Consider the following 24,636-nt stretch of genomic DNA (forward strand, 5'->3'; position numbering starts at 1 on the left):
TAACTCTCCCAGAAATTCTCATCAACGCCCTGCCCCGATACCATGTCTGAGATCAGTCGCCTTGCCCTGTTCGGAAAACTCAACCCGCTGCTTTTCAAATCGCTGGAGGGCGCTACGGTGTTCTGCAAGCTGCGGGGCAACCCCTATGTCGAACTGGTCCACTGGCTGCACCAGTTGCTGCAGGAGAACGACTCCGACCTGATGAGGCTGTGTCGCCACTTCGAGATCGATGCAGAGCAACTTGCTGCCGACGTGCTGCGTAGTCTGGACCGGCTACCACGGGGAGCCACGTCGATCTCCGACTTCTCGGACCAGATCGAGATATCCATCGAGCGAGGCTGGGTCTACGCCACGCTGATGTTCAACGAGTCGCAGATTCGCAGCGCCTACTGGCTCTCCGGCATGCTGCGCACTCGGACGCTGGCCAATGAGCTGCGATCAATTTCCAAGGAGTTCGAGAAGCTCGGAGAGCCTTCGCTGAGCGACGCATTCCCCAAGCTGCTGCCGTTGTCGCCAGAAGCCCAACTACAGGCCGCCGACGGTTCAGGTCTCCAGGGAGCTCCGGGCGAGGCCAGCAGTGCGACGTCGCCGCTCGGTACGCGCAAGCAGGACGCCTTGCAACGCTACACCATTGACCTGACCGAGCGAGCGCGCCTAGGTGAGCTCGATCCGGTGACAGGCCGCGACGAAGAAGTGCGCCAGATGATCGACATCCTCATGCGCCGTCGGCAGAACAACCCCATCCTGGTGGGAGAAGCCGGTGTCGGCAAGACCGCCGTGGTGGAAGGCCTGGCGTTGCGCATTGCCACGGACGACGTTCCACCGCCGCTGCGCGGCGTCCAGCTGCGCACCATGGACGTCGGCCTGCTGCAGGCGGGCGCCAGCATGAAGGGCGAGTTCGAGAGCCGGCTTCGCACGCTGCTGGACGAAGTGCAGGCCAGCACCACCCCGATCGTGCTGTTCATCGACGAAGTGCACACCCTGATCGGCGCGGGCGGCCAGGCCGGAACTGGCGACGCTGCCAACCTGCTCAAGCCAGCATTGGCCCGTGGCGTGCTGCGCACGATTGGCGCCACCACCTGGGCAGAGTACAAGAAGTACATCGAGAAAGACCCGGCGCTGACACGCCGCTTCCAGCTGGTACACATCCACGAGCCCGACGAACCCAAAGCCGTGCACATGCTGCGCGGCGTGGCCGCCAAGCTGGAAGCGCATCACAAGGTTCGGATCGCTGACGAGGCAGTGGTGGCGGCGGTGAGCCTGTCGCACCGCTACATTCCCGCACGCCAGTTGCCAGACAAGGCCGTGAGCCTGATGGACACCGCATGCTCTCGCGTTGCCATGGCCCTGACGGCAACCCCAGCACGCCTGGAGGCCGTGATCCGCCAACAGGATGCGCTCCAGGTGGAGCTGGAGGTGGTGCAGCGCGAGGCCGACCTGGGCATCGCCGATCCAGGGCGCATGACCGAGCTGGCCGCAGCGCTGGAGCGCTTGCGGGTGGAGAAAGCCACGCTGACCGAACGACTGGCCCGCGAGAATGACCTCGCGCAACGTATCGTCCAGGCAGAAGCAACACTCCTGGCTGCACGGCTTACACGCACGCCGGACGCTGCTGCCGGCGTCGATGCTGCTGCTGCCTCCGCTGAAGCGATGACATCAGCCGCACCAGCCGTCTCGCCAGAGGAGCTGGACGCGATGCGCAAGGAACTGCGAACCCTACAGGGCGACGATCCCCTGTTGCACCCGGTGGTGGATGCGGGCGTTGTGGCCGCCGTCGTGGCCGAATGGACAGGCATTCCCGTGGGCCGCATGGTGCGCGACGAAGTGAAGTCGGTGCTGACGCTGGCACAGACGCTGGAGAAGCGTGTGATCGGCCAGCGCCACGGGCTAGAGGCCATTACCCGACGCATACAGACAGCGCGCGCGCAGCTGGACAACCCCAGCAAACCCATTGGAGTGTTCCTGCTGGCAGGTCCCTCGGGGGTGGGCAAGACCGAAACCGCCCTGTCCCTGGCCGAGGCGCTGTACGGCGGCGAGCAGAACCTCATCACCATCAACATGAGCGAGTTCCAGGAAGCGCACACCGTCTCCACGCTCAAGGGCGCCCCACCGGGCTACGTGGGGTACGGCGAAGGCGGCGTGCTGACGGAAGCGGTGCGCCGCAGACCGTACAGCGTGGTGTTGCTCGATGAGATCGAGAAGGCCCACGCGGACGTGCATGAGATGTTCTTCCAGGTGTTCGACAAGGGCTGGATGGAGGACGGCGAAGGCCGCTACATCGATTTCAAGAACACCGTGATCATCCTGACATCGAATGTGGGCTCGGAGCTGATCGCGGGCCTTTGCAACGACCCCGACCTCATTCCGTCGCCGGAGGCCCTGGCAAAGGCAGTCCGCCAGCCGCTGCTCGACAAGTTCCCGGCTGCGCTGCTTGGCCGCCTCACGGTGGTACCGTACTATCCGATTTCCGACGCGATGCTCGAGCAGATCATTGGCCTGCAATTGCGCCGCATCCAGACACGTATCCAGGCCAACCACGGCGCGCAATTCCACTTTGACGAGAGCGCCGTGCAACTGATCCGAGAGCGCTGCAGCGAAGTGGAGTCTGGCGCCCGCATGATCGACGCGATCCTGACCCAGAACCTCTTGCCACGCATGGCCATAGAGTTCCTGCAGGCCTCGGTGGACGCAAAGACCATCAGCCGGATCGAAGTGAGCGCCGCCGACAACGACTTCGTGATCCGCTACGGCTAAACCCAAAAGCACACCCTTCGACGCACCGCCACCATGCCCCACGCACGCTTGCTCCGCAACCTGCTCCACCACACCTGCGCCGCAAACCGCCGAGCAGGCACCACGCGACCGACTGCCGCCTTGATCGCCTTGGTTGTCTGCGCAGCCTTCGCGATGCCAGCGCATTCAGGTCTGCTCGATGGCCTGGGCAGGGCCGGCGAAGCCATCAGTCGCAGCGAAGGCGCTGTGTCAGCCGGTCAGCAGATGATGTCCACCGGACAACAGGTGATGTCGACGAGCAGGCAGGCGATGGACGCGGGCCGCCAGGCCTGGGATAGCCGCAACGGCATTCCGTTCCAGCCGCCCTCCGGACCCGCCGTGATGGCGCGCGACGAAGGCGGCCCGGTGCGAATCATTGCCGCCCTCGAACGCGGCGCGGGCGACCCCGTCGCTGCGGGTAGCACGCTGGTGGCGCTGCTCGACCAGGGCGCGTACTTCGTGCAGCGCCAGACTGCGCATGTGACAACACCTCAGGACCAGTTACTGGCCACTCCCCGCGCAGACAGCTCTGCGGTGTCCATCGACCTGCCGCAGACTCCACCGGGGACCCTCTTCGACCTGGCTTCGGGCAGGGTACGAGCTTCAGGAGCTGGCGTGAAGATATTTGCACTGTCTGTGCACACCAGCCTGCCACGCCGGGCTGGCCGCCGCGCGCTGGATGCGATAGAGCAGCACGCCATGCTCACCACCAGTTCAGTGCAGATGGAATGGCCACTGCAGCCCGACCTGGCAATGGAAGCGGTGGGTGGCAAGTTGCTGGTGTGGGCCAGGGAGTCAGGCGCAGCGTTTCCGGCGGGCTTCGGTGCGGACGGCCGCCTCTTCACGCCCGACGACCCCATGGTGCGGCTGCCGCGCGGCTACACCGTCGTGACCCTGGACAGCCGCGGTTTTAGCTTCGACCGCAGCCGCGAGATCGCGCTGGCTCAATATGGGGTGCAGTCCACGGCAGACATCGACCTGACCCGGCTGTCGCCCGGCGACGCTTTCAAGGCATTCACCAGTGTGATGCATGAACGCTACCCGTTCCGCGGCGCGCAGCCCATGGACTGGGCGCGGCTGCAGGCCGAGCTGGCGGACAAGGTGCGGCAGGCCGGTGACCAGCGGGAGCGGCAAGCCATGGCGCAAATCTACGCTGACATTGGCACACGCCTGCAGGACGGCCTGTTCCGCGTCGAACTGCGCGGTGCAGGTGGTCCCCAGGGTCTCACGGCAGGACTCGATGTGGGCCTGGCCGGCCAGTGGCTGCCGCGCGGCATCACGCCCCTGCCGATGCAGGGCGTGTGGTGGCTGCCTGATGGCCGGGCCCTGGTAGGCAGCGTCGCTCCACGCTCGGCAGCGGAACTGGCCGGGCTGCGCCCGGGCGCTGAGATTGTGGAAGTCAATGGCGAAAGCATCGGGCGCTATGTGGGCCGCGCCGCACGCTACTCCAACCGCCCCACTGAAGTCGGGCGCCGCCACGATGCCCTCAAGCTGATGGCCTACGATCGGGAAGCCATGGTGCTGAAGGTGCGCCAGGACGGCAAGGAGCAAACCTTCGATCTGCGCCAGCGCGTGGCGGAACGGCCTCAGGCGGCAGGATCAGCCCCCAACAACGAATCGCTGTCAGCGTTCCAGTTGCGCAGTCAATCGGGCCGGCAGTACGGCTACATCGCGCTGAATTCGTTCGCCGACGGCGGAGGCAACCTGGACCAGTGGGAACGCAGCCTTGCAGCCGCCACCCAGGCACGGCTCAGCGGCCTGGTGCTGGACCTTCGGGGCGCCAACCATGGTGCCTATCAGTTGGTTCCCCACTACGCAGCGTCTTTCTTCTCTTACGACCGACCACTGAGGCTGCAGGGCTACGCGCAGCGCCAGGTGGACGCCACCGCCAAGGTGTGGCGCACTCGCGGCAGCCTGGGCATACCTCCACAGCTGCCGCTGTTCACACAAGGCGGCGCTTACTACGGCGCCCCCTTGGTGCTGCTGACGGGACCGGAGTGCACGGGCCCGTGCGAGATGTTCGCAGCCTGGTTGCAAAAAGCCGGTCGGGCCCAGGTCATCGGGACGGAGCCCACGCCGGGCGCTGTAGGCATGACGACGCGCGTGCTGCTGCCCGGAGACGTGATCGTTCACGCGCCCACGGTGGCAGAACTGGGCGCCAAAGGCGACCACTATGTCTTTGGCAAAGGCGTTGAGCCCGATCTGCGCCTGGCGGCGGACGAAGGCTTCGTCCAACGCATCATGACCGGTGGCGACCCTGTGCTGGATGCCGCCGTGCAGTGGCTGGACGGTAGGCCCCAGACACGCTAACAGCAGCGTCATGCGCTCATGTGCCCAAAAAGCAAGCAACCCCTGCTTCAGTGACACAGGCAGGCGAAAATAGCGCATGCCCATCATCCCCGACTTCATCGCCCCCACCCGCCACACCGACCCGGCCGACGCTCTGGCCCAGGTGCAGCGCATTTATCAGCAACAAATCGGCCACCTGAGAGACGCCATGCAGCGTTTTGTGGCGGGCGAGACGCCCGAGGGCCCGGTGCGCGCGTTCTACCCGTTTGTGCGGGTGCACACCACCACCGTGGCGCGGGCCGACACCAAGCTGGCCTATGGCTTTGTGGAAGGCCCCGGGCGGTATGAGACCACCCTCACCCGGCCCGACCTGTTTGCCAACTACTACGCCGAGCAGTTCCGCCTGCTGCGTGCCAGCCACAACGTGGAGCTGGAAGTGGGCACCAGCACCCACCCGATTCCCATCCATTTCTCATTTGCGGAGCACGACCACATCGAGGGCACGCTGACCCAGGCCCGCCGCATGCTGATGCGCGACGTGTTCGACCTGCCCGACCTGGCCGCCATGGACGATGGCATCGCCAACGGCACCTGGCAGGCCGCGCCCGGCGAGGCGCAGCCGCTGTCGCTGTTCACCGCGCCGCGCGTGGACTATTCGCTGCACCGCCTGCGCCACTACACAGGCACAGCGCCCGAGTGGTTCCAGAACTTTGTTCTGTTCACCAATTACCAGTTCTACATCGACGAATTCGTGCGCCTGGGCCACGCCGAGATGGCCAAACCCGACAGCGAATACATCGCCTTCATCGAACCCGGAAACGTGGTCACGCGCCGCGTGGGTCTGAGCGCCGAGGCAGGCGATGACCTGGGCGCCGCTCCACCCCGCCTGCCGCAGATGCCCGCCTACCACCTGGTTCGCAAGGACGCGAGCGGCATCACCATGGTCAACATCGGCGTGGGCCCGGCCAACGCCAAGACCATCACCGACCACATCGCCGTGCTGCGCCCCCATGCCTGGATGATGCTGGGCCACTGCGCAGGCCTGCGCAACAGCCAGCAGCTGGGTGACTACGTGCTGGCGCATGCCTACGTGCGCGAGGACCATGTGCTGGACGAAGACCTGCCGCTGTGGGTGCCCATCCCGGCGCTGGCCGAAATCCAGCTGGCGCTGCAACAGGCGGTGGCCGATGTCACGCAGATCAGCGGCGCAGACCTGAAGCGCGTGATGCGCACCGGCACCGTGGCCAGCACCGACAACCGCAACTGGGAGCTGCTGCCCGACAACACGCCGCAGCGCCGCTTCAGCCAGAGCCGCGCCGTGGCGCTGGACATGGAAAGCGCCACCATCGCCGCCAACGGCTTCCGCTTCCGCGTGCCCTATGGCACCTTGCTGTGTGTGAGCGACAAGCCTCTGCATGGCGAGATCAAGCTGCCCGGCATGGCCAACCACTTCTACCGCGAGCGGGTGGACCAGCACCTGCGCATCGGCATGCGCGCCATCGAGATCCTGCGCAACGGCGGCGTGGACCGCCTGCACAGCCGCAAGCTGCGCAGCTTTGCCGAGGTCGCATTTCAGTAAACGACTGGCCCGAGGCCGCTGCGCATGCCACTGGATTTCCTCACCCTCATGACGGTCATGGCGGCCAACCTGTTCATGATCTCGGCCGCGCTGCCGCTGATCATGGGCCGGGACGTGAGCCGCGCCGCCCGCAACATGCAGGCCAGCATGCTGCTGCAGGCGGTGGCCTGGTCGACCATCATCGCCTCGGCCACCCTGTGGGATCAGGCCCTCTCCACCCTGTCGATTGCCTGCAACGCGGCCGCGCAGTGGATGCTGTACCGGGCACTGGAGGAATGGCTGGGCCCCCGCCCCTTGCGCCGCGTGCTGCTGGTGCTGGTGATTGCCGCCCCGCTGGGCTACACCCTGGGTTTTGGGCACTACGCCTGGCGCGTGGGCTGGGCCAACTTTTTGATGGCCACCATTTTGTGCATCGTTGCGCGCGCCACCCTGGCGCCCGTGGTGGAGGCCAACCTGCGCTGGCGCAGCCTGCTGATGGGCTGCCTGCTGACGTCGGCCGCTTTCACGCTGGCGCGGGGCATGCTGGGCGCCTTCACCGACCAGTATCCGAGCTTTCGCACGCCCCATCCCGTCAACCTGGCAGCTGCTGTGGCCACCAATGTGAGCCTGGTGCTGGGCACCGTCGCCCTGCTGGTGGCGTGGCGGTCGGAGGCAGAACACAAGCTGCGCACGCTGGCGATGACCGATGGCCTCACCGGCGTACTCAACCGGCGAGGCTTCACCACCCAAGGCAGCAGCCTGCTGGCACACGCCGCACGCCACCAGTTGCCCATGACGGCAATGATGCTGGACCTGGACCACTTCAAGCAGGTCAACGACACCCACGGCCACGAGGCCGGAGACCGTGCCCTGCAACTGTTTGCCCGCCTGCTGGGCGACACCTGCCGCAGCGGCGACCTGGTCGGGCGCCTTGGTGGCGAGGAGTTTGGCGTGCTGCTGTTGCACAACAGCGCACCCGCTGGACTGGCCCTGGACCGGCGGCTGCGCAGGCGTCTGCATGCCGCCAGCGTGGCAGAGCTGGGCTTTGCGCTGGACTACAGCGCCGGGATGGCCGTGCTGCAGCCGGGCGAAGCTGGCTTGGCCGAACTGATGGCCCGTGCCGACGGTGCCCTCTATGCAGCCAAGACGGCGGGCCGGGGGCGGCTGGTCGCGGCGGACTGAGGCAAGCAGTCCTGTTTTGATAGCATCAGGCGTAATACCCACTGGCGCCTGCGGTAGATTCTGGCAAAAATCCGCCCCCAAGCACCACGGACGCACTCGTCGCACACAATCCCTCCATGACCGCACTTTTTGAAGCCCTGCACCTGCGCAAACGTTATGGCGAGACCACGGTGGTGGACGACGTGTCCTTCGCCATTGCTCCCGGCGAATGCCTGGGGGTCATCGGCCCCAACGGCGCGGGCAAGACCACCACCATCCGCATGTGCCTGGGCCTGGCGTCGCCAGACGGGGGCGAAGTGCACTTCACGCCCCAGCCCGGCACGGCCCCGCTGCTGATGCCCCGCGATGCGCTGGCCATCAAGGCGCAGCTGGGTGTGGTCACGCAGTTCGACACCCTCGACCCAGACTTCACCTGCGCCGAGAATCTGCGCGTGTTCGGCCGCTACTTCGGCCTGAAGGGCCCGGTGATGGACGAGCGTGTGCCCCAGTTGCTGGAGTTTGCCGCCCTCACCCACAAGGCCGACGCCAAGCCGGGCGAGCTGTCGGGCGGCATGAAGCGGCGCCTGTCGCTGGCGCGCGCGCTGGTCAACAACCCGCGCCTGCTGCTGCTGGACGAGCCCACCACCGGCCTGGACCCGCAAGCCCGCCACCTGATGTGGGAACGCCTGCAACTGCTGCTGCAGCAAGGCAAGTCGATCCTGCTGACCACCCACTTCATGGACGAGGCCGAGCGCCTGTGCTCGCGCCTGCTGGTGCTGGACCACGGCCGCAAGATTGCGGAAGGCCGCCCGCGCGAGCTGATCGCCCAGCACCTGGAGCCGGATGTGGTGGAGGTATTCGGCGTGGGGGCCGTCCAGATGGCCGAAGACGCCGCGCTGCGCGCCCTGGCCGCCCGCGTGGAAATCAGCGGCGAGACCGTGTTTTTCTACACCCAGAACGCCCAGCCGCTGCTGCAGGCCTTGGCCGCACACGGCCACCTGCGCACGCTGCACCGGCCGGCCAATCTGGAAGACCTGTTCCTCAAGCTCACGGGGCGGCAGATCCGGGAGTGAGGCCGGCGGGAGTGCCTGCCACCCGGCCCTGCCACCAGTTTTCAAGGTCTTGGGGCGCGCAAGGCTGGGAAAAGAGGTAACCCTGCAGTTCGTCGCAGCCCAGCCGGGCCAGCCACTGGGCCTGGTAGTCGGTTTCCACGCCCTCGGCCACCGTGCGCAGGCCCAGCTTTTGCGCCAGGGCCACGATGGCGTCCACCAGTGCTTCGCCCCGGTCATTGCTCCCCAGGTCGTTGACGAAAGAGCGGTCGATCTTGAGCTTGCGCACCGGAAACCGCTTGAGCTGGCTGAGTGACGAATAACCGGTGCCGAAGTCGTCGATGGCCAGCTGCACGCCCAGAGCGGTGAGGCGCTGCATGGTCTGTAGGGCCTCCTCCACGGGCTCCATGATCGAGCTTTCAGTGATCTCCAATTGCAGCAACCGGGGTGGGCACCCGGTGCTTTGCAAGGCGCGGGCCACCACCTGGTCCAGCTCGGGCTCCTGGAACTGACGGGCCGAGAGATTCACCGCCACCGGGATCTCCCCCCAACCGGCATCCAGCCACCGGCGTGCCTGCGCGCAGGCCTCGTTCAGCACCCATTCGCCCAGGGGCACGATCAGCCCCGTTTCTTCCGCAATACCGATGAACTGCAGCGGAGACACCAGCCCTCGCTCCGGGTCCGCCCACCGCACCAGCGCCTCCACCGACGACACGCGCCCCGTCCGCGCATCCATGATGGGCTGGTAGTGCAGGCGCAGCCCGTCGTGCTCGATGGCATGGCGCAGGCCCGCCTCCACCCGCAGGCGCTCCGTCAACACCTCCGTCATATGCGGGCTGAAGAAAGCCAGCCGGTTCCCACCCAGGTCCTTGGCGTCGTACATGGCCACATCCGCATTGCGCAGCAGGAGATCCCCGGAGTCCCCATCCTGCGGGAAGACCGCAATGCCCAGGCTGGTGCCCAGCAACCAGCTGGACGTGCCGGTCTCCACAGGCAGGGTCAGCGCCCGCACAATGCGCCGCGCCATGGGCTCCACCACGGCTGGGTCCGGCAGGTCGGGCAGCACCACCACAAACTCATCCCCTCCCGGCCGGGCCACCACATCGCCGGGACGTACACAACCCTGCAACCGGAGCGCCACCTCCTTGAGCAAGGCATCACCCCGGGCATGGCCCAGGCTGTCGTTCACCCCTTTGAACCGGTCCAGGTCCATGGCCAGAACGGCCACGCAGTGGCCCTGCTCCCGCGCCCGGTCCAACGCCGCGTCCAGCCGCTCTGTGAGGCTGTAGCGGTTGGCCAAGTCGGTCAGCGGGTCTCGCCGCGCCTGGCGCTCCAGCGTCTCCGTGTGTTGCGCGATGGACTGCTGCTGGCGCAGCAGGGACTCCGCCATCCGGTCCAGTGCCCGGGCCACCTGCCCCAGCTCTCCCGGGGGATAGGGTGTGCCAATGGGTTCGGCGTAGTTGCCAGCATCCATGCGGCCAATGGCGCGGATGGCGCGCATGGCATGGCGGCGCACCGCAAATTCCACCAACAGAAAAGCAGCAACGAACACGATGACCGCCAGTGCCAGCACCCCCAGCAGTGCGCTCCGGAACTGGCGCTCCACCGGGCCACGCAGGTCGTCCTCGGGCACGGCCAGGGCCAGACGCAGATCCGAGCCCTGTGCGCGCGGCAACTGGGCGCGCACCCAGACGCGACGCACGCCATCGGCCCCCTCCATCACGGCATGCCCTTCGACCGCTTGCAACATGAAAGTGCGTTCGGCGTCCCCCAGGGTCAGCGGCGCCACCTCCGGCCGGCGGAAGTCCATGACCACCGAACCGTCGGCATTCCATACCTGCAGATGCATACGCTCATAGCGCTGTGCATGCACCGTGGCCTGCCCGTAGTCCTGCATGTCGAGCGAGGCCAGCAGGATGAAGCGCAACGCGCCTCCCGCATCGCGCACCGGGTAGGCCACCTGCAGCACTCCTTTGCCCGTCAGGCGGCCTATGACCGCTTCCAGCACCGGCCCGGAGGCCGTCAGCGCACGCTGAAAGTAACTGCGGTCCCGGAGGTCCAGCGAACGGCCACTGCGCAGCGAATCACAGAACAAGGAGCCATCGGGCTGGATGGTGAGGATGCCGGTGTACTGAGGATGTTCCTTGAGGACATCTGCCAGGAAATCAGAGCAGGCCGCCTTGTCGCCCGCTGCCAGCAGGGGGACGCGCCCAAGGCCAAACAAGAGCTGCCCGGTACCAGCGATCTTGTCGTCCAGGTTGCTGGCAATGATGCCTGCCCGGGCCACCAGCCGGTCGCGCGCCTGTCCGGTGGTGGTCACCCGAAACTCCAGCAGCAGCCACACCAGGGCCGGCACAGGCAACAAAGAGGCTGCCAGCACCAGCCACAGGATCCGCGCACTCAGGCTCACAGGGGTTTCTCCTTCAGAAGCGCCGTCGTCGCACCGGCCCGCCGCAACTGCGGCCGCAAGCTATCAGGCCACGCGGGGCCTGACCTTGCTCGCCGCCAGCTTGGCGTTCGCGCGCGCCGTGTCCACATTCTCAGCCCGCGCCAGCGCCACGCCCATGCGGCGCTTCACAAAACTCTCGGGCTTGCCGAACAGACGCAGGTCGGTACCCGGCACGCGCAGCGCTTCTTGCACGCCATCGAACACGATGCCCTTGGCTTCCACGCCGCCGTAGATGACGGCACTGGCGCCGGGGTTGCGCAGACTCGTGTCCACCGGCAGGCCCAGGATGGCGCGGGCGTGCAGCTCAAACTCGCTCTGGTGCTGGGTGCACAGCGTGACCAGGCCCGTGTCGTGCGGGCGGGGGCTCACTTCGCTGAACCAGACCTCCTGGCCCTTGACGAACAGCTCCACGCCAAACAATCCCTGGCCGCCCAGGTTGTCGGTGACCGCCTTGGCGATCTGGCGCGACTTTTCGAGCGCAGCGGGGTGCATAGGGTGCGGCTGCCAGCTTTCCACGTAGTCACCGCTGACCTGCACGTGCCCGATGGGGTCGCAGAAGTGGGTGTCGATCTGGCCATCGACTCCCACGGCGCGCACGGTGAGCTGCGTGATCTCATAGTCAAAGTCGATGAAGCCCTCGACGATCACGCGGCCGTGGCTCACACGGCCGCCGGCCATGGCGTAGTCCCAGGCCTTTTGCACGTCGGCCGGGCCGTCGATCTTGCTCTGGCCCTTGCCGGAGCTGCTCATCACAGGCTTGACGATGCAGGGGTAACCGATACCGGCATCAATGGCCGCCTGCAACTCTTCCAGCGAATTGCAGAACTTGTAGGGGCTGGTGGGCAGGCCCAGCGTCTCAGCAGCCAGCACGCGGATGCCTTCGCGGTCCATGGTCAAGCGCGCGGCGCGGGCGGTGGGGATCACGCGCACGGTGCCTGCGGCTTCCAGCTCTTCGAGCATGGGGGTGGCGATGGCTTCGATCTCGGGCACCACTAGGTGCGGGCGCTCGGCTTCGATCAGCGCCTTGAGCTGGGCCGGGTCGCTCATGGTGATGGTGCGCGCGTGGTGGGCCACCTGCTGGCCGGGCGCGTTGTCGTAGCGGTCGACGGCGATGGTCTCGACCCCGAGACGCTGCAGCGCAATCAGCACTTCCTTGCCCAGCTCGCCCGAGCCCAGCAGCATGACTTTGGTGGCGTGGGGGGACAGGGGAGTTCCGAGGGTGGTCATGTGATTTTTCTTTCGGCAGGGACTAAAGGAGGAATGCGGCCAACTTTAATGCAACCGGGCGCAGAACTTGCAATGCACCCGCCATGCCCCCAACGCCCTCCGCTCGCGCCTCCCAGGGCGCCCCCACCGACTGGCACGCACAAGAGCTGCTGCTGATGCGTGAGGTGATGCGCCTCATCGGCCGCAGCCTGGCGCCCGGCCTGGTGCTGCGCGAGATGCTGCACCTGATGAGCGAGCTGCTGGGCCTGAACCGGGGTCGCATCGTGCTGGTGGACGAAGCGCCCACCGCCCCGGCCGGCGCGTCGCACACCGCCTCCATCCAGCACGCCTACGGCCTCACGCAGGCCGAGGTACGGCGCGGGCGCTACGCCTGGGGCGAGGGCATCACCGGCCGGGTGTTGGCCACGGGGCAGCCCGCCATCGTGCAGGACATCGATGCCGAACCGCTGTTCCTGGCCCGCGCGGTGGCACGCAGCCAGCTGCCGCCCGAGACGGTGGCCTTCATCGCCCTGCCCATCGAAGTCAACAACGCACCCATCGGCGTGCTGGCCTGCCACCGCATCCGCAGCCGCCAGCGCCACCTGAACGACGACCTGGCGGTGCTGCGCGTGTTGGCCACGCTGGTGGGGCAGCTGCTGCAGCTGGAAGCCCTGGTGGCCGAGCAGACGCGGCAGCTGGAGGCGCGCAACGCCGTGCTGGCCAATGCGCTCAATACCAAAAGCGCGCGCTACGGGCTCATTGGCAGCTCGCCGCCACTGCTGCAGGCCCTGAGCGAGCTGGAACGTGTGTCGCAAACCCAGGCCACCGTGCTGCTGCTGGGCCAGTCGGGCACGGGCAAGGAGCTGTTCGCACGCGCCGTGCACCTGGCCAGCGGGCGGCGCGACCGGCCCTTCATCAAGGTCAACTGCTCGGCCATTCCGGACGCGCTGTTCGAATCTGAACTGTTTGGCTACGAGAAAGGCGCGTTCACCGGAGCCAGCACAGCCCGCGCGGGCTGGTTCGAGCAGGCCGACAGCGGCACGATCTTTCTGGACGAGATTGGCGAGCTGCCGCTGGCCCTGCAGTCCAAGCTGCTGCGTACACTGCAGGAGGGCACGCTGGTGCGCCTGGGCGGGCAGCGCGAGGTCAAGGTCAACGTGCGCCTGGTGGCGGCCACCCACCGCGACCTTGCGGCCGATGTGGAGGCCGGGCGCTTTCGGCAGGACCTGTACTACCGCCTGCATGTGATTCCGATCCATCTGCCCTCGCTGGCCGAGCGGCGCGAGGACATCCGCGCGCTGGCGCTGCACTTTGTGAGCCGCGCCAATCAGGCGCACCAGCGCAACGTGAACCTCTCGCCCGACGCGCTGGCGCGGCTGGAAGAACACCCCTGGCCCGGCAATATCCGCGAGCTGGGCAATGTGATCGAGCGCCTGGTGCTGCTGACCAATGACACGCTGGTGGCGCGGGCGGAGCTGGACCGGTTTCTGCCGGCTGCGTCCGCGCCTTTGCCTTCGCCTCCCGCACCACAGCCTCCTGCAGCCATCGCGGCAGCAGAACGCCCAGCCATTGCCCCGGCGCCGCTGGTGCGTGACTACGCGCCGGCCCAGTCTCACAGCGTGGTGGCGCTGCAGACAGCACTGGCCGAGCACCACGGCAACCAGTCGCGCGCGGCGCAGAGCCTGGGGCTGACGCTGCGGCAGTTCAGCTACCGGCTGCGCAAGGCGGGTCTGAAGTGACGACGGACACTGTGTCGACAATTTGTAGACACAGTGTCTGGCGCGGTCTGCTTCACCCTGGCTGCCGACACATGGCCACACCCCACTAACTATCAAATCAATAGCTGCCAGCGCATATTTCACTAGCGCTTCCAGCCATTTTTATTCATATTTCCCTATCTCCACCCGCTCTGGCACACCTGTTGCGATAAGGAAGGCAGGCATCCCGCCCACCACCGCACCGAAAGGTTTTCCATGAGCACCGTGACCGCCACCGCCTCCGACGCCGTCCTCATCTCACCCACCCAGCTGTTGGCCCTGCAAGCCGCAGAACCTGTGGTGCTGATCGACACCCGCGACGCCGACACCTATGCCCTGGGGCACATCCCCGGCGCGGTGAACCTGCGCGAAACCTTCACGTACCTGGCCACCTCCACGCCCCAAGGCCTGCAGGAGCTGAAAGACACCTTTGCCGCGCACCTGGGCGCCATCGGCCTGTCGGGCGCCGAGACGGCCGTGTTCTATGAAGATGCGCTCAACAGCGGCTACGGCCAGTCGTGCCGGGGCTACTACCTGCTGACCTGGCTGGGCTACCCCAAGGTCAAGGTATTGAATGGCGGCTACTCGGCCTGGAAGGCGGCAGAGCTGCCCGTCTCCACCGAGGCCGTGGTGCCCACGCCCGCCATCTTCCCCACCCAGCTGGCCACCACCGACGTGATGCTGACCAAGGAAGATGTGATCGAAGCCCTGGGCACCGACACCGTGCTGCTGGACGTGCGCGATGTGGACGAGTGGATTGGCGACAGCTCCAGCCCTTATGGCAAGGACTTCGCGCCGCGCAAAGGCCGCCTGCCGGGCGCCAAGTGGCTGGAGTGGTACCGCTTCATGAAGCCCTCGCCCCAGGGTCCGGTGTTCAAGTCGCCCGACGAAGTGCGCGCCGAATGCGCCACGGCGGGCATCAGCCCGGCGGACACGGTGTACCTGTATTGCTTCAAGGGCGCACGCGCGTCCAACACCTTCCTGGCGCTCAAGCAGGCGGGCTTTGCCGATGTGCGCATGTACTTCGGCTCGTGGAACGAATGGTCGCGTGACGACAAGTTGCCGATCGAAAGCGGGCTGCCGCTGGTCAAGTTCCCCAAAAAGCCTGCGCTGGCACTGGCGGCCTGAGCCCCGTGCGTTGTTGCAGCGGGCATGGCCCGCTGCGAACCCTGTCCTTCTTTTTTTGCATTCCCTTCTCTTTCTCCAAGGAACACCATGTCCACCGATCTGCTGGAACCCTCTGCCCCCGTCACCACCGTGCACACACACCTGCGCCCCATCGACCGCGACGGGCTGATGGCCTTTGCCGACAAGGGCCGCAACAACCCTGCCAGCCGGGGCACCAACAAGGTCCATACGGTGATGGAGGGGCAGTACCGCTCGCTGAGCTATGTGGGCAACCATGCGCCGGTGGTGGTGGACGAGCCCCTGCACCTGTTCGGCCAGGACACGGCGCCTGCGCCCGGCGAGATCGTGCTGTCGGGCCTGGGCGGCTGCCTGGCCGTGGGCATCACGGCCGTGGCCACCTGGAAGCAGGTCAAGCTCAGCAAGATCGAGGTGTTCATGGAAGGCGACATCGGCAACCCCGCCGCCTGGGGTGCGGGTGGTGCGTTGCAGAAGACGCCGCCGGAGATGGGCTTTCAGGCGATCCGCGTGAAGGTGCTGGTGGAAGGCGATGCACCGCGCGAGGTGCTGGACGAGATCGTGCAGCACGCCAACTTCTACTCGCCCGTGGCCAACAGCATGCGCAACCCCATTCCGTTCGAGATCAGCCTCGCGGACTAAACAGCCCCGCCACTGAGCCCGCCCTGCGCACCCAAGGAGCCCCATGAACCCCGCCGACCTCCCTCCCCAACTCCACCTGGACGGCGCCCTGCGGGGCGATGCGCTGCTGGCCGCCGTGCGCCAGATTGCGCAGGGCCCGCTGGCCGCGCAGGTGGAGGCGATTGACCGCACCGGCTACTACCCCTGCGCGGAGCTGCAGCAGCTGGCCGCCGTGGGCGCGATGAGCGCGCACCTGGACAGCACGGCGGGCCCGGCCGACTACGGCCTGGCCATCCGCGCCATGGCCGAGGCCTCGCGCGTGTGCGGCGCTACCGGCTTCATGATGTGGTGCCAGGCGGTGTGTGGGCTGTACCTGCAGCAGTCGGGCAACCCCACGCTGATGGGCGATGTGCTGCAGCGCCACGCCAGCGGCGCAGGCATGGGCGGCACGGCGCTGTCCAACCCCATGAAGAGCTACGCGCAGATCGAAAGCCTGCTGCTCAAGGCCACGCCGGTGGAGGGCGGCTACCTCGTCAACGGCACCCTGCCCTGGGTGAGCAACCTGGGGCCCGACCACTACTGCGGCGCGATTGCGGCGGTGGTGGAGGCCGACGGTGCGGCCAGCCAGCGCGAGGTGATGTTCCTGCTGCGCTGCGACGCACCGGGCGTGGAGATGCGCGAATGCCCCAGCTTCTCCGCCATGGAGGGCACGGGCACCTATGCACTGCGGCTCAAGGACCATTTCATCGGCACGGCCGACACCATGGCCGACCCTACCCGGCCTTTCATCGCCCGCATCCGCGCTGCGTTCGTGATGCTGCAATGTGGCATGGCGGTGGGCATCACCCAGGGCGCCATCGACTCGATGTGGGCGGTGGAGGCCCAACTGGGCCACGTCAACCAGTTCCTGGAAGACCGGCCCGACGCCCTGCAGGCCGAACTGGATGCACTGACCGCACGCGTCATGCAACTGGCCCAGACGCCGTTCGACACAAGCACCGACTTCTTCATCGATGTGCTGGACGCCCGTGCCCATGGCGCGGAGCTGTGCCTGCGCGCCGCCCAGTCGGCCCTGATGCACCAGGGCGCGCGCGGCTACCTGATGAGCTCGGACGTGCAGCGGCGCGTGCGCGAGTCGCACTTTGTGGCCATCGTCACGCCCGCCATCAAGCACCTGCGCAAGGAGATCGCCCGGCTCAGCACCGAGGAGATGCCTGCATGACGCGCGCCCTCCCCACCGCCACCACGCCATCGGTTACCTCCGAGTTCGTGTTGAGCGCGGCATCGCAGGCGCTGTGCGATGCGTTTGCCGACGCGGCCGCCCAGGCGCCCTGGCAGAGCTACATCTGCAACGCCTGCGGCTACGTCTACCACGAGGCCGACGGCGACCCCGATGGCGGCCTGCCGCCGGGCACGCGGCTGGCGGACATACCCGACGACTGGGCCTGCCCGCTGTGTGGAGTGACCAAGGCCGATTTTTCTCCATATGAGGCCCCCACGCTGGAGGCGCTGCGGGCGCAGGCCAGCGCAGCGCCAGCCGCCTCCCTGCGCGTGCGTGGCGAGCCGGGCGTGGTCATCGTCGGCGCGGGCCGTGCAGGCTGGCAACTGGCCGAAACCCTGCGCCAACACAGCGCCACGCTGCCCATCACCCTGGTGACGGCCTGCGCTGGCGACCGGTACGACAAGCCTTTGCTGTCGGTGGCCATGGCGCGCCAGCTGGACCCGCTGGCCCTGGTGTCCGAAACCGGTCGCGATGCGGCGCACCGCCTGGGCGTCACCCTGCTGGCCCACACCCATGCCGTGCGCATCTGCGCCGACACCCGCCAATTGCGCACCACGCGGGGCGTGCTGCGCTACGGCCACCTGGTGCTGGCCCACGGTGCGCAGGCCGCCTTGCCGCCGGGCTTGCCCGCCAGCCTGTGCTGGCGCATCAACCACCTGGACGCCTACCAGCGCCTGCGCCAGCACCTGGGCGAGCAGCCCAAGGACGTGCTCATCATCGGCGCGGGCCTGATCGGCAGCGAGCTGGCCAACGACCTGGCACTGGGCGGCCACCGCATCACGCTGCTGGACACGGCCGCCGAGCCGCTGGCGCGCTGGCAAGAACAGCAGGCGGGCCCGCAGCTGCTGGACGCCTGGAGGGATCTGTCCATCCGCTTTGAAGGCAGCCTGCAGGTTGCGAATGTGGAGCGCGTGGGTTCGCGCTACCGCGTCACCACCACCTGCGGGCGGCGATTTGCCGCCGACGAAGTGGTGGTGGNCCACCCCACCGCCTGGCGCAGAGTGCAGGGCTTGATTGGGCCCACGGCATCGCGGTGGACGCAGGCACGCTGCAGACCAGCGTATCCCGCATCCATGCACTGGGCGATTGCATCAGCGTCGACGGGCAGTGCAGCCGCTACATCGAACCGATTGCCCGGCAGGCGCGCACGCTGGCGGCCGCCATCCTGGGTCAACCGGTGGCCCCCTATGAGCACCGGGCGGCCGTGGTGCGGGTCAAGACCACCACCCGGCCACTGACCCTGCATTGAGGCAGCCTCGGGCCCGGGCGGCAATCTTGCCCGGGCTGGCACCGGCAAAAAATTTTTGGCATCCACTGCATCCAAACGGCGTTTTCGTGGGTAGTACCTACAGCAGCGCATCTTGTCGCTGCTGTCCTATCAACCTACAGACCAGAGAGAAACGCCATGACCATCCACACGTCCCCCATCTCCCGCCTGCTCCCCCTGACGGGCGCCATTGCCGCCGCCGTGCTGCTGAGCGCCTGCGGTTCGATGATGTCGTCGTCCTCCAAATCCATGTATTCGCAGGACAGCCTGCCCGACAGCATCAAGGTGCCGGCTGGCAACAAGGTGGCGATGGAAACCGTGGGCGTGGGCGAGATCACCTACGAATGCCGCGACAAGGCCAACATGCCCGGCCAGACCGAATGGGTGTTCGTGGGCCCCAAGGCCGTGCTGAATGACCGCAGCGGCAAACAAGTGGGCACCTACTACGGCCCGCCCGCTACCTGGGAGTCGAACGACGGCTCCAAGCTCACGGCCACCCAGCTGGCCGTGGCGCCATCGGGCACGGGCAACCTGCCCTACCAGCTCGTCAAGGCCAACCCCGCCATGGGTTCGGGCGCCATGACCGGCGTGACCTTCATCCAGCGTGTGGCCCTCAAGGGCGGCGTGGCACCCGCTGCTGCCTGCACCACCGCCAACAAGGGCGAGCGCCAGATCGTGAAGTACCAGGCCGACTACATCTTCTGGAAGGCCGCGTAAACCACGCACACGCAATCCCCTGCCCAGCGGGGGCTACCGCCAGGCGGTGGCGGGTTTGCGGCTACGATGCGCCCACCCTTTAGCCAAGGCCCCGCTGCCTGCACACCGTGCCCGACACCCCTGGCGATTTTGACTACGAAGCCGCTCTGGCCGCCTGCGCAGCCGGCGACCGGCAGGCCATGCACCGCCTATATGAACAGGAGGGCGCACGGCTGCTGGGCGTGGCGCTGCGCATCGTGCGCCAGCGCGCGTTGGCCGAGGACATCGTGCACGATGCGTGCGTGAACATCTGGACGCGCGCCACCAGCTACGACGCGAGACGGGGCAGCGCACGCGGCTGGATCTACAGCGTGGTGCGCAACCTGGCCCTGAACGCCGTGCGCGACGCGGGCCGCCACGTTGATGTGGACGACACCACCACCCAAGCCCTGGAGGCCGACATGTCTGTGCAGGCCCACCACGAGGTCGAGGAAACCTTTGCGCTGAACGCCAGCCTGGGCCGCCTGCAGCATTGCCTGGAGGCCCTGGACCCCGCGCGCCGCAACTGCGTGTTGCACGCCTATGTGGACGGCTGCTCGCACGGCGAAATTGCCGAGCGCCTCGGCGCGCCGCTGGGCACCGTCAAGGCGTGGATCCGGCGCAGCCTGGTTTCGCTGCGGGAGTGCATGGCATGACCGACGTGCGCAACACACCAGCCACCCCCTTGCCGGAAGACCTGAGCGTGCTGGCCGGCGAGTACGTGCTGGGCACCCTGCCCGCTGCCGAGCGCCAGGGCGTGCAGCAACGCCTGCCAGGTGACAAGGCATTGCAACAGGCGGTGGCCGAATGGGAAGCACGCCTGCTGCCGCTGACCCAGCTGGCGGAGCCCATCGCGCCGCCCGCTGCCTTGTGGGCGCGCATCGACCAGTCGCTGCAGGCCACCAGCGCACAGCCGGCTGCGACACCCGTTGCCGCCCAACCCCGCGCAAAAACCGAGCGCAAGCCATCCGTGCGCTGGTGGGACCACCTGGGCCTGTGGCGTGCCCTCGCCGGCTCGGGCTTTGCCATGGCAGCGGTGCTCGCGGCAGTGCTCGTCACCCGCACCGCCCCAGTGGCCGCGCCGCCACAGTTCATGGTGGTGCTGGTCGCGCCGCAGGACAAGGCTCCGGGCTGGGTGGTGCAGGCCAGCTCGCCCCGGCAGATCAGCCTGATTCCGCTGGGTATGGCCGAAGTACCGGCCGACAAGGCCCTGGAGTTCTGGACCAAGGCCGACGGCTGGAGCGGCCCCGTATCGCTGGGCCTGGTGCAGCCCGGTCAGCCCCTGCAGATCCCGCTGGACAAGCTGCCGCCGCTACAGCCCAACCAGTTGTTCGAGCTGACGCTGGAACCGCCCACGGGCTCGCCGATTGGCAAGCCCACGGGGCCCATCCAGTTCATCGGCCGGGCGGTCAAGGTGCTCTGACCGTCTTGGTTACCCCACTCGGTGCAATGCCTAGACCCACGCCGGCATAACGAGCACGGCCTATACCTGCGACCGCCGCGCAAGGGCCGCCAAGCCGCACAGGCGGCGCTTCGCTGGCGGTGTCCCTCTTCCCGAATTGCGCAGCAATTCGAGAGAAAGGGGGAAGGCGCGAAGCGACTCAGGGGGTTAGTACTGTTTATACGGCAGGAACTTGCCGGACAGGACCACATTCACGCGGTCGCCATTGGGATTGGCTTCGCGCTGGATGTCCATGCTGAAGTCGATGGCGCTCATGATGCCATCGCCAAACTCCTCGTGGATCAGCTCCTTGATGGTGGTGCCGTACACACTCACCACCTCGTACCAGCGGTAGATCAGCGGATCGGTGGGCACGGGCGTGGGCAGCGAGCCCTTGTAGGGCACCACCTGCAGCCACTTCTGCTCCTCGGCGGTGAGGCCGAAGATCTTGCCGACGATCTTGGCCTGCTCGGGCGTGGCGGTCATCTGGCCCAGGCACAGGGCCGTGGTCCATTCCTTGGACTGGCCGACCTTCTTGGCAATGGCCTCCCATTGCAGGCCCTTGGCGACCTTGGTGCTGATGATCTTTTCGGTAACGTCGTTGCGGTTCATGGTGATGGCTCCTTCGGTTGGATGTGTTTTGGAACAGGGAACAGAAACTTCAGGGTGCAGCACTCCCTGCCACCCCAAGGGGCAACACGACAGTGCTGGGTTATTCAGGAAATCAGTGGGCTTTGGCTCGGGTGACGAGAAAGTCCACGATGTGGTTGCGCAGCGCGTAGTAGCCGTCCAGGTGGTGCAGGCTGGTGCGCGTGCGTTCGCGTGGCAGCGGGTTCACCACCACCTCGGCGATGCCGCCGGGGCGGTAGCCCTCGGGAGTCTCGTTGCCGTTGCTCATGAGCAGGATGCGGTCGGCCAGCAAGATGGCTTCGTCCACATCGTGCGTGATCATGAACACCGTCTGCTGCGTCTGGCGCACGATGGCCATCAATTCGTCCTGGATGGTGCCGCGCGTGAGCGCATCGAGTGCGCCGAAGGGTTCATCCAGCAGCAGCATCTTGGGCTGGATGGAGAACGCACGCGCAATGCCCACGCGCTGCTTCATACCGCCTGAGAGTTGCGACGGCTTCTTGTCAATGGCAGGGCTCAGGCCCACCAGCGCCACGAACTTCTCCACATGCGCATCCACCTGGCTCTTCTTCCAGTCGGGCCAGCGCGACTTCACGGCGAACGCGATGTTCTGGCGCACCGTGAGCCAGGGCATGAGCGCGTGGCTCTGGAACACCACGCCCCGGTCCAGACTGGGGCCGGCCACTTCGCGCCCGTCCATGATGACGGTGCCCGAGGTGGCGGTGTCGAGCCCCGCCAGCACGTTCAGGATGGTGGTCTTGCCGCAGCCCGAGTGGCCGATGATGCAGACGAACTCGCCCTTGTCGAGCGTGAACGACACATCGGCAAACACGGGCTTGGCGGGCACAAAGGCCTTGCTCAGCCGGTCGATCTGGAGGAAGCCTTGGGTCACGGCAGAGGCCTTTCGTTGCGGGGCGTCAGTGGCAAGAGGGGCTGGAACAGCCGGGCGCTGGGCGACATCACTCCACATAGGTCACCACCTTCTGCAGCTGGCCGAACGCCAGGTCTAGCAACATGCCCACCACGCCAATCACCAGGATGGCAAAGATCACGTTGGTGAGCGACAGGTTGTTCCACTCGTTCCACACGAAGTAGCCAATCCCCGTGCCGCCCACCAGCATCTCGGCCGCCACGATCACCAGCCAGGCGATGCCCATGCTGATGCGCATGCCCGTGAGGATGGTGGGCGCTGCGGCGGGCAAGATCACCAGGAAGGCCTTGCGCAGCGGGTTGACCTGCAGCGTGGCCGACACGTTGAGCCACTCGCGCTTGACCGATGCCACGCCAAACGCCGTGTTCACCAGCATGGGCCACACCGAGCAGATGAAGATCACGAAGATGCCCGAGATCGATGAGTCCTTGATGGTGTAGAGAGCGAGCGGCATCCACGCCAGCGGGCTGATGGGCTTGAGCACCTGAATGAACGGGTCGAACGCACGGCGCAGCAGCGGCGACATGCCGATGACGAAACCGAGCGGTATCGCCACCAAGCAGGCCAGGCCGAACCCTAGCGCGACCCGGCCCAGCGAATGCGCGAGCTGGATGGCGATGCCCTTGTCGTTGGGGCCGTTGTCATAGAACGGGTTGGACACGTGCCCCCACACGGTACGGCCCATCTCTGCCAGTGAGGGGAAGCCGCTGCCCTTGGCGCTGGCGCCTGGGTCCTTGCCCATCATCTTGGCGTACTCGATCTGCTCGGCGGTCATGCCGGCCGTGCTGTTGCCCGCGCCCGAAGAAGCGGTGGCGATGTACCAGATCCCCAGCAGGGCCAGGAAGATGAGCACGGACAACAGGCCCGCGCGCAGGTTGAGGTTCTTGGCGGGAGTCATGTCATGCCGCCTTGCGGATGGGGAAGCTCTTTGCGTACTCGCTCGCCTTGGCGGCATCGAATTCGCGCCCCATGATCTTGAACTTGGGGTACGCGCCTTCGGGCACCTTCTGGTCCAGCGCCTTCATCTGCTTTTTCGCGTCGGTGATGAGGAACACCTTTTCGGCAATCTGCTTGTAGTCCACATCGCCCTTGATGTAGCCCCAGCGCTGCATCTGCGTGAGCATCCACACGGCCATGCTCTGCCACGGCATGGGGTCGAAGTCCGCGCGGTCGGGGACGTTCTGGATCTTGCCCAGGCCGTCTGCGAACTTTCCAGTGAGCACCTGGTTGAGCACTGCCTCGGGCTGGTTCAGGTAGGCCTGGGGCGCAATCACCTTGGCGATGAGCTCCCGGTTGGCCGGGTCGCGCGCCATCGCGGCCGAGGTGAGCACCGCGCGGTACAGCGCGGCAAAGGTGTTGGGGTTCTTCTGGATGAACTCGGTGCTGGTGCCGAAGGCGCAGCAGGGGTGGCCGTTCCACAGGTCCTTGGTGAGCAGGTGGATGAAGCCGACTTCCTCGAACACGGCGCGCTGGTTGAAAGGATCGGGGCCGAGGAAGCCGTCGATATTGCCCGCGCGCAGATTGGCCACCATCTCGGCGGGTGGCACCACGCGCAGTTGCACGTCGGTGTCGGGGTTCAAACCCGCCTCGGCCAGGTAGTAGCGCAGCAGGAAGTTGTGCATGCTGTACTCGAAGGGGATCGCGAACTTGAAGCCCTTCCAGTTCTTGGGATCGCGGTTGTCCTTGTGCTTGAGGCTGAGCGTGATGGCCTGGCCGTTCACGTTCTGGATGGTGGCCACGTTCATCGGCGTGGCGTTGGAGCCCAGGCCCATGGAGATCGCCAGCGGCATGGGGCTCAGGAAGTGCGTGGCGTCGTACTCCTTGTTGATCATCTTGTCGCGGATCAGTGCCCAGCCGGCCGTCTTGGTGACTTCGACGCTCAGGCCCTGCTTGCTGTAGAAGCCCAGCGGGTGGGCCATGATCAGCGGGGTGGCGCAGGTGATAGGGATGAAGCCGATCTTGAGGTTGGTCTTCTCCAGTGCGCCCTGCTTCTCTTGCGCCATGGCCTGCATGCTGGCCACAGGCAACACGCTCGCGATGGCCGCCATGGCCGTGCCCTTGCCCACCGCCTTGATGAAGCGGCGGCGCACCGCGTCTTGCGGAAACAGCGCCTTGACCAGCGTGGCTTCGATGAACTCGTTGCTGTAGAGCTCGAACTCACGGGTCTCGCTGCGCTGGCGCAGGGTGGCTGCGGCGGAATCGGCCGACACCTCGGCGTGGTGGTCGGCCACCGTGTGGTCGCGGCCACAGCTGCATTTCAGCATCAACGGGCGGTCGGCATCGTAGGGCGAGAAGAATTCGGACATGGCACACCTCGAAGAAGTTGGTGCCAGGCGTTACGCAAA

19 protein-coding genes are annotated in these 24,636 nt (G+C 66.7%); 13 read left to right on the plus strand and 6 right to left on the minus strand.

Features of this window, described 5'->3' with window-relative positions:
* Positions 1-42 precede the first annotated feature (42 nt).
* The 5 genes from tssH (at position 43) to ACTJKQ_RS01930 (ending at position 8,853) form a co-directional block, all read left to right on the plus strand.
* Positions 43-2,754 carry a type VI secretion system ATPase TssH gene (gene tssH / locus ACTJKQ_RS01910; protein WP_440595825.1) on the plus strand — a complete coding sequence of 904 codons (2,712 nt, stop codon included), beginning with the start codon at positions 43-45 and terminating at the stop codon, positions 2,752-2,754.
* Between the two features lie 120 nt (positions 2,755-2,874).
* Positions 2,875-5,082: a S41 family peptidase gene (locus ACTJKQ_RS01915; protein WP_440595826.1), complete on the plus strand. Its 2,208-nt coding sequence runs from the start codon at positions 2,875-2,877 to the stop codon at positions 5,080-5,082.
* Positions 5,083-5,158: 76 nt separating this feature from the next.
* Complete coding sequence (locus tag ACTJKQ_RS01920; protein ID WP_056059633.1) at positions 5,159-6,640, plus strand: AMP nucleosidase; 1,482 nt, start codon at positions 5,159-5,161, stop codon at positions 6,638-6,640.
* Between the two features lie 24 nt (positions 6,641-6,664).
* Positions 6,665-7,801: a GGDEF domain-containing protein gene (locus tag ACTJKQ_RS01925; protein ID WP_099731366.1), complete on the plus strand. Its 1,137-nt coding sequence runs from the start codon at positions 6,665-6,667 to the stop codon at positions 7,799-7,801.
* A gap of 116 nt (positions 7,802-7,917) precedes the next feature.
* Positions 7,918-8,853: an ATP-binding cassette domain-containing protein gene (locus tag ACTJKQ_RS01930; RefSeq protein WP_440595827.1), complete on the plus strand. Its 936-nt coding sequence runs from the start codon at positions 7,918-7,920 to the stop codon at positions 8,851-8,853.
* Here the strand turns inward: ACTJKQ_RS01930 and ACTJKQ_RS01935 are convergent.
* Both ACTJKQ_RS01935 and purT read right to left on the minus strand, forming a co-directional pair.
* On the minus strand, positions 8,828-11,239 hold the full coding sequence (locus tag ACTJKQ_RS01935) for a putative bifunctional diguanylate cyclase/phosphodiesterase (protein ID WP_440595828.1): 2,412 nt from the start codon (positions 11,237-11,239) through the stop codon (positions 8,828-8,830). The genes ACTJKQ_RS01930 and ACTJKQ_RS01935 overlap by 26 nt on opposite strands.
* A 63-nt stretch (positions 11,240-11,302) precedes the next feature.
* Positions 11,303-12,505 carry a formate-dependent phosphoribosylglycinamide formyltransferase gene (purT, locus tag ACTJKQ_RS01940; protein ID WP_440595829.1) on the minus strand — a complete coding sequence of 401 codons (1,203 nt, stop codon included), beginning with the start codon at positions 12,503-12,505 and terminating at the stop codon, positions 11,303-11,305.
* Between the two features lie 83 nt (positions 12,506-12,588).
* On the opposite strand from purT, the gene ACTJKQ_RS01945 reads away from it, so the two are divergent.
* The 8 genes from ACTJKQ_RS01945 (at position 12,589) to ACTJKQ_RS01980 (ending at position 20,712) form a co-directional block, all read left to right on the plus strand.
* Complete coding sequence (locus ACTJKQ_RS01945; RefSeq protein WP_440595830.1) at positions 12,589-14,223, plus strand: sigma-54 interaction domain-containing protein; 1,635 nt, start codon at positions 12,589-12,591, stop codon at positions 14,221-14,223.
* A 234-nt stretch (positions 14,224-14,457) separates the two neighbouring features.
* Complete coding sequence (locus tag ACTJKQ_RS01950; RefSeq protein WP_056745584.1) at positions 14,458-15,369, plus strand: sulfurtransferase; 912 nt, start codon at positions 14,458-14,460, stop codon at positions 15,367-15,369.
* 87 nt (positions 15,370-15,456) lie between these two features.
* Positions 15,457-16,026, plus strand: coding sequence for an OsmC family protein (locus tag ACTJKQ_RS01955; protein ID WP_008905298.1), 570 nt, complete (start codon positions 15,457-15,459; stop codon positions 16,024-16,026).
* A 43-nt stretch (positions 16,027-16,069) separates the two neighbouring features.
* Complete coding sequence (locus ACTJKQ_RS01960) at positions 16,070-17,227, plus strand: acyl-CoA dehydrogenase family protein (protein ID WP_108498302.1); 1,158 nt, start codon at positions 16,070-16,072, stop codon at positions 17,225-17,227.
* Positions 17,224-18,525: an FAD-dependent oxidoreductase gene (locus tag ACTJKQ_RS01965; RefSeq protein WP_440595831.1), complete on the plus strand. Its 1,302-nt coding sequence runs from the start codon at positions 17,224-17,226 to the stop codon at positions 18,523-18,525. Before ACTJKQ_RS01960 ends, ACTJKQ_RS01965 begins: the two co-directional genes overlap by 4 nt.
* Before the next feature lie 167 nt (positions 18,526-18,692).
* Positions 18,693-19,271: a DUF3455 domain-containing protein gene (locus tag ACTJKQ_RS01970; RefSeq protein WP_440595832.1), complete on the plus strand. Its 579-nt coding sequence runs from the start codon at positions 18,693-18,695 to the stop codon at positions 19,269-19,271.
* Positions 19,272-19,378: 107 nt separating this feature from the next.
* Positions 19,379-19,945, plus strand: a complete 567-nt coding sequence (locus tag ACTJKQ_RS01975) for a sigma-70 family RNA polymerase sigma factor (protein WP_436074404.1) — start codon at positions 19,379-19,381, stop codon at positions 19,943-19,945.
* Entirely contained in the window at positions 19,942-20,712 is a 771-nt protein-coding gene (locus ACTJKQ_RS01980; RefSeq protein ID WP_440595833.1) for an anti-sigma factor, read from the plus strand. Before ACTJKQ_RS01975 ends, ACTJKQ_RS01980 begins: the two co-directional genes overlap by 4 nt.
* 186 nt (positions 20,713-20,898) lie before the next feature.
* Here ACTJKQ_RS01980 and cynS read toward each other — a convergent pair whose 3' ends face one another.
* From cynS to ACTJKQ_RS02000, 4 genes are all read right to left on the minus strand, one after another.
* Positions 20,899-21,342 (minus strand): cyanase, encoded by a 444-nt coding sequence (gene cynS / locus ACTJKQ_RS01985; RefSeq protein WP_008905293.1) that lies wholly within the window; start codon positions 21,340-21,342, stop codon positions 20,899-20,901.
* Positions 21,343-21,454: 112 nt separating this feature from the next.
* Positions 21,455-22,330: an ABC transporter ATP-binding protein gene (locus ACTJKQ_RS01990; RefSeq protein WP_056745592.1), complete on the minus strand. Its 876-nt coding sequence runs from the start codon at positions 22,328-22,330 to the stop codon at positions 21,455-21,457.
* Complete coding sequence (ntrB, locus tag ACTJKQ_RS01995) at positions 22,320-23,189, minus strand: nitrate ABC transporter permease (RefSeq protein WP_099731375.1); 870 nt, start codon at positions 23,187-23,189, stop codon at positions 22,320-22,322. The genes ACTJKQ_RS01990 and ntrB overlap by 11 nt, the downstream gene beginning before the upstream one ends.
* Before the next feature lies 1 nt (position 23,190).
* Positions 23,191-24,597: a CmpA/NrtA family ABC transporter substrate-binding protein gene (locus tag ACTJKQ_RS02000; protein ID WP_440595834.1), complete on the minus strand. Its 1,407-nt coding sequence runs from the start codon at positions 24,595-24,597 to the stop codon at positions 23,191-23,193.
* Positions 24,598-24,636 lie beyond the last annotated feature (39 nt).

The sequence above is a fragment of the Acidovorax sp. 22279 genome, from assembly GCF_052045435.1.
In the GTDB taxonomy this organism is placed as follows: Bacteria; Pseudomonadota; Gammaproteobacteria; order Burkholderiales; family Burkholderiaceae_C; genus Acidovorax; species Acidovorax delafieldii.